Source organism: Pseudomonas sp. LBUM1643 (assembly GCF_059716215.1).
Window position 1 is genome coordinate 2,423,744 of sequence record NZ_CP166813.1, and the last position, 13,659, is coordinate 2,437,402.

Genomic DNA, 13,659 nt, shown 5'->3' on the forward strand with positions numbered 1-13,659 from the left:
GTAAGCCTCTTCCACGATCAGCCATTGGGGCATTACCCCCATTTTTCGGGGCAGGTCAGGGGAGGCACCATGATCAAATCTCTCACCGCTGGACTGCTTGGCGGGCTGCTGCTGACCGGCATCGTGCAAGCCGATGTGTTCGTTTCCGTGGACGCCAAGGGCGGCTACGTGTTGTCCAACGTTCATCGCCCCGGACGCCACTATGAGCGGGTGATTCGCGAGCCCGAACAAGTTCAGGTCAGCCTCGATCAACAGCCCCAGATGATTGCGGCCAGGCCCTATGCCGAGTTGGTGTCGGCGGCCGCGACCGCCAACCAGTTACCGGCGGCGCTGCTGCATGCGGTGATCCAGACCGAGTCCAGCTACAACTCCAGCGCTACCTCACCTGCAGGGGCGGGCGGGTTAATGCAATTGATGCCCGACACGGCCCGGGAGATGGGGGTCAAGGATGTCTACGATCCGAAAGCCAACATCCAGGGCGGCGCCAAATACCTCAAGCGTCTGATGACCCTGTTCGACAACGACATCGCCCTCGCCGTGGCGGCCTACAACGCCGGCCCGCAAGCGGTGCTCAGCCGTGGCGGAGTGATCCCGCCGTTCGCCGAAACCCAGCGTTATGTGCCCAGTGTCCTGCGCCAGTACCGGCGTTTGCAGGGGCTGGCGGTGGATGCGCCGTTGTGAGTGGGGGGTTGCCCCAACATTGGGGAATGCTCCCAGGATCACGGTGTTCCTGGCACCGCACATGCGCTGGATTTACGACTGCTGCGCAGCCGAGCGGGAGCAAGCTCCCTCGCCACATTTAATCATTCGGCGAGGATTATGAGGTGTGCCTGCCACCGCAATACCCGTGGCGAGGGAGCTTGCTCCCGCTGGGTTGCGAAGCAGCCCCAAATTCTTCTCTTCCCCCAATTTCTCAAGCCCCCCGAAAAGTGGGGGAATGGGTGGGGAATATCCCCCTACTTATCAAGTCGTTCATCTAACCATCTGAAAAATAAACAGATTATTTATGGCATGCAGATTGCTCAAAGAGATTTGTCAAGAATTGCTCCTAATGAGCATCTCCAGCGAGGCCCGTGATCATGACCGGCAAACCCAACTGTCATCATCTGCTTAATCTGCTGCTGTTTCTGGTGCCGATGTTCGGCCTGGAGATGGCACAGGCGGCCCTGCGCTGTGAGCGCAATCTGGTCGCAAATGTCGTGGCGCTGGATCAGCCGCTGATGTTCAACCGGCTCGGCGCACAGAACGTCAACGGGATGATGTTCGCCCTGCGCCGCGATGTGGTCGACGACCACAACAGGTCACTGGCCCAGGGTGGCACGGCGGTGCCGGGTAAGGTTTCGCTGCGGCCCGACAAGCGTCCGCGTCCGTTGGTGCTGCGTGTTGCGGCCGGCGATTGCCTGACCATCAACCTGCAGAACCTGCTGGCCTACCAAGCCAACCCCGGCAGCCATGACAGCGGCGAGGAAGAGGAAGGCGAAATCGAAGGTGAAGTGCAGATCGGTGAAGCCGACGACTTCAAGGTCGACGAGCAAGTCACTGACCGCCATGTCGGCTTCCAGGTCAACGGCATGCAGGCGGTCAACAGCATCGATGACATTGCCTCCTTCACCGGCCGCAATGCCAACACCCTGATTGCCCCCGGCGCAAGCCGCTCCTATACCTTGTACGCCGAACGCGAAGGCGCCTTTGCCGCCAGCAGCCGTGGCGCCACCTTCGGTGGTGAAGGTGATGCAGGTAACGTCGCCAACGGCCTGTTCGGCGAAGTGGTCGTGGTGCCCAAGGGCGGGCGCTCCTATCGCAACACCGTGACCGAAGAAGAAATGCGTCTGGCCAGCACCGGGCGTACCCCGACCGGTCAGCCCATCGTCGACTACCAGGCGCGCTACCCGCAACGCGAGCCGTGGATTCGTGAAGGCAAGGCGGGCACGCCGATCATCAACATGGTCGACGGCAACGAAATCATCTCCAGCGAAAGTGACGCGATCGTCATGGGCAGCAACGCCGACGGCAGCTTCCCGCCTTCGACCTATCCGCTGGAAGCTGTTGGCAAACGCAATCCGGCGTTGCCCAACCGGCTGGAACCGTTCCGCGATTTCGCCTCGCAGTTCCAGGATGAAACCGCTGCGACCCAGGCATTCCCGGCCTACTGGGCAGACCCGGTCATGGCCCACGTGCTGGAGCCGACCCGCGATTCGTTCATGATCAACTATGGCTCCGGCGGCATGGGTGCTGAAGTGGTCGCCAACCGCCTGGGCGTCGGGCCGATGCACGACTGCCTGTCCTGTGCCTATGAAGAATTCTTCCTCAGCTCGCACACCGTCGGCGACGTGGCGATGCTGGTGGACGTACCGGCCAACGCCGGGCTGGAAAACATTCGTCCCGGTGAAACGCCACGCGCCGACCAGATCGGGGTCAAAGCCACCATGGCGCTTTACCCGTCCGAGCCGTCGAACGTCAACCACAGCTACATCGGTGACTTCGTGAAATTCCGCAACACGCACAACGGTCACGAGCAGCATATCTTTCACCTGCACGGGCATCAGTGGCTGTTCAACCCCAACGATGACAACTCCGACTACGTGGATGCCCAGGGCATCGGCCCGGGCGCCGGCTACACCTATGAAATCGCCAACGGGGGTTCGGGCAACCGCAACCGCGTGGCCGGCGATGCGATCTATCACTGCCACTTCTATCCGCACTTCGCCCAAGGCATGTGGGCCATGTGGCGGGTGCATGACGTGTTTGAAGAAGGCACCAAACTCGAAGTCTCGCAGCAAGGCGACGACGGTTACCACAGCGAACCCTATGCCCTGCGCAGCGGCAAACCCGCGGCGGGCGCACGGGCCTTGCCCGATGGCGAAATCATCGCCGGTACGCCGATTCCAGCGGTCGTGCCGCTGCCCGGTAAAGCCATGGCGCCGATGCCAGGCAAGGTCGCGGTCGTACCGAAAATCGGGGAAACCCTGGTGGCCGGTCACGACGATGACGATGAAGAAGACGATGACGACCACCAAGGTGGCACCGGTGGCGCCCAGGCCATCGGTTCGCTGGCCCTGGTGGATCGCAGCGAAGCCAACCGCAATGCCGATGGCAGCCTGAAAAACCCAGGCTACCCATTCTGGATCGGCGGCATGGAAACCTCGGTCGGCCAGCGCCCACCGACTCCACCCCTGGACATGCTCGATGCCGCCAAGGCCCAAGCCTTGAAAACCAGCGGCAACGCACTGTGGGCCAACCTCGACCCGGCGCAGTCCGGTGGTTGGGATGGCGGTTTGGGCCGGCATTCGCTGGACGGTTTCTCCGCCGGCGGTGAAGCGCGTACCGTCACCACTTCGCTGGATTTCTCCAAGGAAGTTACCCGCGCCAAGCCGATCTACATGCCGGAAGAGGGCACCGAGGTCGAGCAGGCCGCCATGGCCTTCCACGCCAAGAAGGATCACCCCAGCTACGCTCTGCTACCAGGTAACCAGATCGTTGCGAAAGCCTTCCGCACCAACGGCGCCTTGCCTATCGCGGGCGCGCCGTATTACGAACCTTGCATGGACGATCGGCAAAAACGCCTGACCAGCAGCGCCGGCACCGGCGAGTTTGCCAGCGGCGAACGGGTCGACGGCATGTCCTACACCGGTTCCTCTACCTTTACTGCCGACCGTCCGCGCGTCTACAAAGCGGCGAACATCCAGTTCGATGCGGTGTACAACAAGGTCGGTTACCACTTCCCGCAAGCGCGCATTCTCGCCCTGTGGGAAGACGCCTGGCCGGTGATTACCAAGCAGCGCCCACCAGAGCCTCTGGTCATGCGCATGAACACCTTCGACTGCGTGCAATACCAGCAAACCAACCTGGTGCCAGCCGTCTATGAGATGGACGACTATCAGGTGCGCACGCCAACCGATGTGATTGGCCAGCACATTCACCTGCCTAAATGGGACCTGACCGCGGCCGACGGTTCGGCGAACGGCTGGAACTACGAAGACGGCGTGCTCTCCCCGGGTGCCGTGCAGGAGCGTATCCACGCGATTCGCGAGTTCAATCAGTGCCTGGGCGCCGATCCGCGTGATGGCACACCGGCCTGCCCGAAAGCCAAGAATCACCCGTTTTTCGGTCAATATGGCCGGGCGGACTGGGTCGGGGCGCGCACGGCGATGCAGCGCTGGTTCGTCGATCCGGTGGTCAACACCAAAGGCGTCGACCGTGGCCTGGGCACCATCTTCACCCATGACCACCTCGGCCCATCGACTCACCAACAGATTGGTCTGTACGCCACCGTCCTGGCCGAACCTGCCGGTTCCACCTGGTTCCACGCCGAAACCGGCGAGCAGCTGTACAGCGGCGCGCGGCAGGACGGCGGGCCGACTTCGTGGCAAGCGGTGGTGTCCACCGGTGACCTGGACGGCGACGGCAAGAACGACAGCTTCCGCGAGTTCTTCCTCGAGTACAGCGACTTCCAGCACGCCTATGAAGCCGGTGTGTATGTCGGCGCCGGGCCCAATGGCGTGCCGAATCCACAAGCGTTCCCGGCCACGGCTGACAGCTTCCGCTACGCCATCAACCCGCCTGTGCGCAACAACGCCAGCAACCTGCTGGACGGCATCATTGAAGTGCAGGGCGGCATAGTTCCGGGTTGCCCGAGCCGGCCTTGTCCGCAGGCAATTTCGGTCGATGACCCGGGCATGTTCGTCGTCAACTACCGCAACGAGCCCTTGGCGCTGCGGGTCTATGACCCGAACAAAATCGGCCCGGACGGCAAGCGCGGCATGCAGGCGGACGGCCTGGCCGGCGACCTCGCTTACGCCATGCAAAGCCGTACCGACCGTGCCATCGCGGCAATGAACCTGGCGCCAAACCAGGTCACTTCCGCGACCGGCCCAACCGGCGGCACCACGCTGTTCCCACCGCACATCAACCGTGGCGGCGCAGAAGCTGGCGACCCGTTCACCCCGATGTTGCGCACCTACACCGGTGACAACGTGCGCCTGCGGTTGCATGCCGGTGGCCACGAGGAGGAGCACAACGTGACCCTGCACGGGGTGAAATGGCTGCAGAGCGGTTCCGGCTTCGGCAACAGCTCCAACTCCGGCTGGCGCGCCTCGCAAATGGTCGGTATCTCCGAGCAGATGGGTTTCAACGCACCGGTCTCGATGCTCTCCAGTTCGGCGGCGACCACGGGGGACTACCTGTACTCGATGGACGCCTCGATTGAAGGCTACTGGAACGGAATCTGGGGCGTGATGCGCAACTACACGGCCCAACGCAGCGATCTGTTCGCCTTGCCGAACAATCCGAAACCGGCGGGCATGCGCAACACCGTCGCGTACGAGGGTTCCTGCCCACGGTACAGCGCCAACCCCAATGGCATAGGCACCCGGCCGACCGTGCAACGTAACTATGAAGTGGTCGCGGCGCTGGCTAACGACATCCTGCGCAACCCGTTGAACCTGGTCATCGGCGATCCCGCCGGTCTTGGCCAGCATGTCGGCGGCCCGTTGAATCCGGCGGGCGGCACCCTGGTGTTCAACTCGCGGGCGGTGAATATCCCGCAGGTCACGGTGGTCGACCCTGAAGACGGCGAAACCATCACCATCGGCGGGCAAAGCGGGCCTCTGCACGATCCAACCGCGATCCTGTATGTGCGCAAATCCGACCTCGACCCCACCACCGGCAAGATGAAACCGGGTGTACCGGTAGAGCCACTGGTACTGCGCGCAGCGGCGGGTGATTGCATCAACGTCACCCTGGAAAACCGCCTGCCGCTGGTCATGCCCGACCTGACCCAGACTGCCGTGATGCAAGGCCTGGTCAAGCGTGATCGCAACAGTGGCCAAGGTTCGACCATCTTCACCAACAACTTGATCCGGCCGTCCAGTCATGTGGGGCTGCATGCCCAGCTGCTGGCGTACGACATCACCAAATCCGACGGCACCAACGTCGGCGCCAACCCGCCCCAGACGGTTCCACCACGGGCCGGCAACACTGGCGCCTACCCGACGCGTACCTACCAGTACTACGCCGGGCACCTGGAGCGTGAAGGCAAACCCGTCACGCAACTGGGCCGCAGTGTCGACAACATCAACGCCACGGCGGTGGAGTTCGGCGGGCTGAGCATCACCCCGGCGGACGTGATCAAGCAGGGGCAGAAAGGCCTGGGTGGTGCCATGAGCATCCTGCCGGTCGGTGCGACCTGGGTCGAGGATGCCCGCAAGACCAACGCCACGGTCACGGCGCCAGGACAGGCGGTGTACCGCGACTTTGCGATGGTCTGGCAGAAAGCCTTGAACATGCGCTGGGCCAATGGCCGGCCGGTGGAAGGTATTGCCGCCGAAGGGTTCGGGGTGCCGACCGATCCGCAGGACAACTCGAGCATGGCCATCAACTACAAGGCCGAGCCGCTGTGGTTCCGCTTCGGCCTGGCGCCAGACGCACCGTTCGGACATGCCGGTGGTGCCGGTTACGGCGACGTACCTAACGCCCACATGGCCTACAGCAATGCGCTGATCGGCGGTGATCCGCAGACACCGGTGCTCTATGTGAAACCGGGGCAACCGTTCCGCACCCACATCCTGTTGCCGACCGGTGGCAGCCGTGGTTCGACCTTCCAGCTGGATGGTCACGTGTGGTCGGTCAACCCGTTCCAGTCGGAGAAGAGCGATATCGGTGGTTATCCGATGAATACCCCAGGGGTAGGGTCGGTGCGGTTCGGCTACAACCCGATGTCGATGTACATCGGTGCCCGTGAAAGCATTCTGCCAGCGGCGCACTTCAGCTTCATGCACCCGAGCGCCGGGGGCAGCAACGCCATACCAGGTGATTACCTGTACCGGGACTACGGCGCATACGGCAATACCTCCGGGTTGTGGGGCTTGTTGCGGGTGACAAACGAACCGGAACCGGCGCCCGCGCCGTAACGGGAGGAACGCTCTAACTGTGGCGAGGGAGCTTGCTCCCGCTGGGCTGCGCAGCGGCCCCAAAATTTTGCAGTCAATGTGTTTTTTGTGAGTGCTACGCACTCAAGCGGGAGCAAGCTCCCTCGCCACAGGGTAAGCGTCAGACAGGCACAGATCTGTAAGGGGAGAAGTGACATGAACAGGACCATCAAAGTCACCCGTGGCGTGCTGGTTGTTGCGGCGGCACTCGTCTGGCTCGGCGTGTCGCGCGCCATCTGCGCAGACATGCCCGCAGCGCCCGCTTCACTCGCGAATGCCTCACCTGGGTCTGCCGACCAGACCCTGGTGCGAGACGGCGTATCGATCGCATTGCAAGTGCGCCCCTTGGCCGAAGACGGCGTGCTGCGCGAAGGCGAGTTCGCCGACGTGCGCTTTCGCATCACCGACAGCGCCTCCGGTCAGCCACTGGCAGGCGTATCGCCGGGTGCCTGGCTCGACCCGGAAACCGTCGCGGCGGATCAGGCCCAGGGCCGGGAAAAGAGCTGCAAATCCCGGGTCGGGGTGTTCCTCAAATCCAGCATCGGCGCACGCCCCATGCTCGACCTCAATAGCTACTTCCTGCTGGTGATGAACCGTGATGCCAGCGTCTCGGTGGTCGACCCTTCGGTCTCAGTGGGTGGCATCACCAGCACCATGGCGCGCATCGACATCAAGCAACCTCCGATGGACTGGACCACCCCCAAGGACAACAAGCGGGTGTTCGTCTCGATGCCCACGGCGGGTGAAATCGCCGTGATCGACAGCGAGCAATTCAAACTCCTCGACTCGGTGCCTGCTGGCAGTAACCCGGTGCGTGTGGCACTGCAACCGGATGAGCGTTTGCTGTGGGTCGGCAACAACGCCAGGAGTGCCGAAGAGTCCGGGGTAACGGTCATCGACGCACGCAGCCTCAAGCCTCTCAAACACCTGGCGACGGGTGCCGGGCACCATGAAATCGCCTTCAGCAAGGACAGTCGCCACGCCTTCGTCAGCAACCGCGACGACGGCACCGTCAGCATCATCGACATCGCGAGCCTGACCATCAGCAAGCAACTCAAGACCGGTTCGCATCCGCTGTCCGTTGCCTACTCGCCGCTGTCCGAGGCGGTGTACGTGGCCGACGGCAAGGACGGCACGGTCACCGTGATCGACACCGCCAGCCTGGCGGTTCGCCGGGTGATCCAGCTCAAGCAGGGCCTCGGTCCGATGAGCTTCAGCGCCGACGGACGCTTCGCCATCGTGCTCAATACCCTGGAGAACCAGGCCTCGGTCATCGACGCCGCGACCAACTCGCTGATCCATGATCTGGACGTCTCCGCTGAACCCTTCCAGGTTGTGTTCACCAAGGCCTACGCCTACATCCGCGGCCTGGCCTCGGCCAAGGTCACCATGATCAACCTGTCGTCCCTGGGCGAAGGCCGCAAGCCGATAACCCAGGGCTTCGAAGCCGGTCCCCAGGCCCCACGCCTGGCGGGCGACCTGCCCTTGGCGTCAAGCCTGGCGGTGTCCCGGGATGACAACGCAGTGTTCGTGGTCAACCCCGTGGACAACACCACCTACTTTTACGCCGAAGGCATGAACGCACCGATGTCCGGTTACCCCAATCGCGGGCAAGTGGCGCGCGCGGCCATGGTCATCGACCGCAGTCTGCGCGAAGTCGAGCCGGGGCTGTACAGCGCGCGGGTCAAACTGCCGGTGGCCGGGCGATTCGACGTGGCGTTCCTGCTCAACCAGCCGAACATCATTCACTGCTTCACCACGCTGGTTGAGCCCTCCTTGAACTTCGCCAAGCAACCCGGTGTGCCAAAGGTCGAGTTCATGCTGGACAAATCCACCGCCGACCTCGGCAGCCCTTACGTCGTGCGCTTTCGCATCGTCCAGGGCCAGCAAAAAACCGAGCGCAGCGGGGTCAGGGACGTGAAGGTGCGTTACTTCCTCGCGCCGTCATCGAAGACCCGGACCGTCGCGGCGCTGGAAGTGGGCAACGGCGTATACGAAGCCCCGGTGACCCTCGACCAGAACGGCGCCTGGTACCTGCATGTGCGCGCGGCCTCATTGGGCGCGAGCTTCGACGACAAGACATTTGCCAGCGTCCGGGTACTCCCTGGCAACGCCCACTGAAGAGGACATCGACATGAACCGATTCGCACACTGTGGACTGCTGACGCTGTGCCTGCTGGCCAGTGGTATCGGTCAGGCCCTGGCTCACTCGGCCGATGAACACGCCGGGCACAACATGGCCGCCAAGAGCGCCAGCTCCGAAAACGCGCAGGTCAAGTTCGCCGACGTTGCCCTGGTGGATCAGGACGGCAAGGCCGTGCGCCTGGAAAAAGACCTGGTGACCAACAAGATCGTGGTCATGAGTTTCATCTACACCAGCTGCACCACCGTGTGCCCGGTGGTGTCGTCGATCATGGGCAAGGTGCAGAAACAGCTTGGCGCGCGGGTCGGCAGCGAGGTGCAGCTGGTGTCGATCAGCATCGACCCGCAGCGCGATGATCCCAAGCGCCTGAACGATTACGCCCGTGCCTTCCAGAACGGTCCTGGCTGGAGCTGGCTGACCGGCTCGACCCAATCGGTGAATGAAACCCTCAAGGGCCTGGGCAGCTTCAGCGGTGACTTCAAAAGCCATGCGCCGCTGATTCTGGTGGGCGATGGCAACAGCAGCCACTGGACGCGTTACTACGGTTTCACCGACCCGAGCGTGCTGATCCGTGAGGTCGAAAAACTCAGTGGTCAACGCAACACCCACGCCAGGCACACCGCCATTGCCATGGAGCAGCAGCCATGAGAGCACTCATTTTGATCGTCCTGACCATGTGCTTCTGCGCGTTCAGCTTGATGGCGCTGGCGCACGAGGGGCATGCAGAACCCGCACCCGCCGTGGCTGCCGCGCAGCCGGCCACGGGCACCCGTGATGCCAAGGCCTGGTTTACCGACACGCCGCTGCAGGACCAGAACGGCGAGACCCTGCGCTTCTACAGCGACGCGCTGCAAAACCGTGTGGTGCTGTTGAATGTGATTTTCACCAGTTGCAACGATGCCTGCCCGTTGATCACCCGCAAGCTCAAGGAGGTTCGTGAAGCACTGGGCGACAAGGCGGACGGCATCACCTTTATCTCCCTTACCAGTGATCCGCTGCGGGATACCCCGGCGGTACTCAAGGCTTACACCTTGAAACAAGGGGTAGACGACCCCCACTGGCTTTTTCTCACCGGCGACAAGGCGCAGATGGACCTGGTGCTCGGACGCATAGGCCAGATCGTGCCCACCCCCGAGCAGCACTCCACGCAGCTGATTGTCGGTGACGTAGCCAACAAGCGCTGGAGCAAGATCCGCCCCGATGCCCCGGCCGCCGCCATTGCCCAGCGCTTGCAGTTGCTGACAATGCCTGTGGTCGGCCGTTGAGTGCGCGCCATGAAAATTTCACTCGTCTTCGGCTTGTTGTTCCTTGGCAGCCTGCAGGTCGCTGCCCAGGAACTGCCGTTGAGCCCCAGCGAAAGTGCCGGTAAACGGCTGTTCCGCGAAGGGCTGTCGGCGAGCGGTGAACCGATCATGGCGCGGGTCGGCGCGGCGGGGATGCTGTTGCCCGCCACCAGCCTGCCGTGCGCCAACTGTCACGGTGCCGATGGCCTGGGTCGACCCGAAGGGGGCGTGCGACCACCGGACCTGAGCTGGCTTCGGCTCAGCAGCACCTATGGCCAGCAGCAGGTCAATGGCCGCGATTACCCGGCGTACACCGACGCCACGCTGTCCAGGGCGATCCAGGAAGGCCTGGACCCTGGCAATAATCGGCTTGACCCGGCCATGCCGCGTTTCGTCCTGTCGATGAACGATCAGCGCAACCTCACGGCCTACCTCAAGCGCCTGGCCGATGACCGCGATCCGGGGCTGGACCCGGAGACCGTGCACCTGGGCACCTTGTTACCGAGCCAGGGACCCTTGGCCGAGGAGGGGGCCACCGTGGCGGCGGTGCTTAACGGCAGCGTGGCGCGGATCAACCAGGCGGGTGGCATTCATGGCCGGCGGATACGCTTGACCATTCTTGATCCCGGACCGGATCGCGCCAGTGCGGAGCAGGCGCTGGATCAGTTGATCGAGCGGGAACAGGTGTTCGCCCTGGTCGCACCGATGGTGCCGGCACTGGACGCAGAGCTGGCGGCGCGACTGGAGCGCGCCCGAGTGCCGCTGATCGGTCCGCTGTCGCACCAGGGCATGTCCGGGACCAGCCGGCAGATCTTCGAGCCGTTGCCGGGTTTGCGCGAGCAAATGATCGCGCTGGCGGATTACGCCACCGGCGGATTGCGCGTGCTGCAGGGACCGACGCTGATCACCTATCCAGACGAACCCAATCAGCGTCAGGCGGCACAAACCCTCGGCCAGTATTTGCAAGACCACGCGTGGCAGAAAGTCCATCTGCAAGTCTATGACCCGGCACGGGACGACCTGCCATTGGGTTCGCGTTCGGTGTTCTACCTGGGCAGCGGTGGCGGGTTCAGACGCCTCGCCGAGCGCTTGCAGACCGCGGGGCAGGTGCCGTATTTGTTCGCCGCTTCGAATCAGGTGGCCGGGGACTTGTTCCAGGTGCCCAGCAGCTTTTCCCGACGGGTGTTCCTCGCTTATCCGTTCGTGCCCAGCGACTGGACGCGGGCCGGACGCCTGGCCCTGTCCAGGGTGCGCGAAACCCAAGGCCTGGGCGGCGAGCACGCGGTGCTGCAAGTAAGCGTTTTCAGCTCGATGCTGCTGTTCAGCGAAGGCATGAAGCAGACCGGGCGGGACGCCAGCCGCGAGAAGCTCATCAACGCGCTGGAAGGCCTGCACGACTTCGATACCGGGCTGACCCCGCTGATCAGTTTCGGCCCGGGCCGTCGCCTGGGCTTGAGTGGCGCCCATGTCGTCACCGTGGACCTGACCGACCAGCGCTTCTATCTGGTCGCCCCCTACAAACCCATTGCCGCGATGCCCTGACTGGAGGTCGACATGAAACTCAATACCTGGTTGATCCTGATGAGCCTGTGGGCGCCCGTCGCCTTCAGCAGCAATGGCCCGGCCGCTGCGCGGGTCAACGGCGAGGAGATTTCCGAGTTTCGCCTGGAGCGTTTTTTCGTCGAATACCTGGAAGATCAGGGGCGGGCAGTCGGCAGTATTCGCAACCCCACGGCCTACAAGCAGTTGCGGCGCAAGGCGCTGGACGCGTTGATCGACAAGGAATTGCTCTGGCAAGAGGCGGTGAAACGCGGGGTGGTGATCAGCGACGCCGTTGTCAAAGACCAGATCGATCAAACCCGCGAGGCTATGGGCGGCACCGAGGTGTTCGTCCGCCGACTGAATGATGCCGGTTTCGACGAAGCCGGTTTTACCGAGTACACCCGTCGCGAATTGGCGGCGCAACAGGTGTACGCCGAGCTCACTAAAGTCGACGCGCCGGACGAACAACAGGTCCGCGCTTTTTACGAGGAGCATCGCGCAGAAATGAGCCGGCCCGAGGAAGTCCAGGCCCGGCATATTCTGGTCAAAGTACCGCAAGGTGCCGATGCCGCCACAATCGAAGCCGCGCGACTACGCTTGTCAGAGATGCGAGTGAAGATCACTCAAGGTGCAGATTTTGCCAGTGTTGCCAGAAGCAGTTCCGAGGATGACTCCGCCAGCGCGGGCGGGGACCTGGGTTACTTTCCTCGGGGCCGGATGTTGCCGGAATTCGAAGCGACAGCTTTTTCCATGGCCGCAGGTGAGATCAGTGAGCCGGTGCGCACCTCCGTTGGGTGGCACCTGATTTATCTACAGAACCACCAGGAGGCGGCCGATGTCACACAGGAACAAGGGCTTGAAATGGTCAGGGCGTACCTTGCCCGACAGCAACAGACCCAGGCGCGCCTTCAGGCCTTGGCCGGACTTCGGTCAAGCAATCGAATCGAACGGATTGACGACGATTGAAGATTGTTCCCCAATAGTGGGGCAAAGCTTCAGGGTACATCCGTGCGCTTCCCCCGCCTTTGGGGGGTGGGGTACCTGGGCGAAAATGATTTTTTATACATATCAACGACATGCAGTGGTAAAAACACCGGCGCTCAGCCTGGCATGAAGTGTGCGTTAGCCTCAGTAAGGCGCGCACTCCACCAGGCTCACTCGGACCTGCGGTTACAAGGAGTCCACCTTGTTAAACAAAATACTGGTTGTTGAAGACGAACAGCTGCTTGCACAAAACCTCCAGGATTATCTGCAGGCGCAAGGGCTGGAAGTCCGGATAGCACACGAAGGTGCCAAGGCCATCGGCGAAGCCGCTGATTTTGCTCCCGACGTGATGGTGTTCGATTACCGCTTGCCCGATATGGAAGGTTTCGACGTTCTCGATGCTGTCCGCCAGAACAGGAAGTGTCATTTTGTACTGATCACAGGGCACCCAACCGCTGAAGTCTGTGAGCGGGCCCGGCAACTGGGAGTCAGTCATATCCTGTTCAAACCGTTTCCGTTGGCGGAATTGGCCCGTGCCGTGTGTGACCTTTTAGGGATGAAGCGCGAAGCGAGTACCGCTGAAGGATTCGTCGAACGACGCCAGAGCAGAATCGAGAGTTTCCCGCTGCAGTTGTACGACGGCAGTTGGGTGCTGGTAGATCGCCGACGAACGTCGGCCTCCATGGCACCAGACGACGAACAATTGCTCACCGGGGAGTAGTGGCGCGACAAGACGTTCCGGCCCCCACCGTAACTGCTCGCCGCGTCGACAGGGCTCAAA

General features: G+C 62.7%; 8 protein-coding genes. All 8 read left to right on the plus strand.

From position 1 onward, the window contains the following. Positions 1-72 precede the first annotated feature (72 nt). The 8 genes from ACA063_RS10930 (at position 73) to ACA063_RS10965 (ending at position 13,599) form a co-directional block, all read left to right on the plus strand. Positions 73-681, plus strand: coding sequence for a lytic transglycosylase domain-containing protein (locus tag ACA063_RS10930; protein WP_497666506.1), 609 nt, complete (start codon positions 73-75; stop codon positions 679-681). 398 nt (positions 682-1,079) lie between these two features. Beyond that, complete coding sequence (gene mnxG, locus ACA063_RS10935) at positions 1,080-6,908, plus strand: manganese-oxidizing multicopper oxidase MnxG (RefSeq protein WP_497665851.1); 5,829 nt, start codon at positions 1,080-1,082, stop codon at positions 6,906-6,908. Between the two features lie 174 nt (positions 6,909-7,082). Continuing rightward, positions 7,083-9,047: a YncE family protein gene (locus tag ACA063_RS10940; RefSeq protein WP_497665852.1), complete on the plus strand. Its 1,965-nt coding sequence runs from the start codon at positions 7,083-7,085 to the stop codon at positions 9,045-9,047. A gap of 13 nt (positions 9,048-9,060) precedes the next feature. Next, a complete protein-coding gene (locus ACA063_RS10945; RefSeq protein ID WP_497665853.1) occupies positions 9,061-9,717 on the plus strand; it encodes an SCO family protein in 657 nt (218 codons plus the stop codon). Beyond that, complete coding sequence (locus ACA063_RS10950) at positions 9,714-10,334, plus strand: SCO family protein (protein WP_497665854.1); 621 nt, start codon at positions 9,714-9,716, stop codon at positions 10,332-10,334. The genes ACA063_RS10945 and ACA063_RS10950 overlap by 4 nt, the downstream gene beginning before the upstream one ends. Before the next feature lie 9 nt (positions 10,335-10,343). Continuing rightward, positions 10,344-11,894, plus strand: a complete 1,551-nt coding sequence (locus ACA063_RS10955; RefSeq protein WP_497665855.1) for a cytochrome c/ABC transporter substrate-binding protein — start codon at positions 10,344-10,346, stop codon at positions 11,892-11,894. Positions 11,895-11,906: 12 nt separating this feature from the next. After that, positions 11,907-12,860: a peptidylprolyl isomerase gene (locus tag ACA063_RS10960; RefSeq protein WP_497665856.1), complete on the plus strand. Its 954-nt coding sequence runs from the start codon at positions 11,907-11,909 to the stop codon at positions 12,858-12,860. 220 nt (positions 12,861-13,080) lie between these two features. Then, the gene (locus tag ACA063_RS10965; RefSeq protein WP_497665857.1) at positions 13,081-13,599 is read left to right on the plus strand and encodes a response regulator; all 519 of its coding nucleotides are present in this window, start codon (positions 13,081-13,083) and stop codon (positions 13,597-13,599) included. Positions 13,600-13,659: the final 60 nt, after the last annotated feature.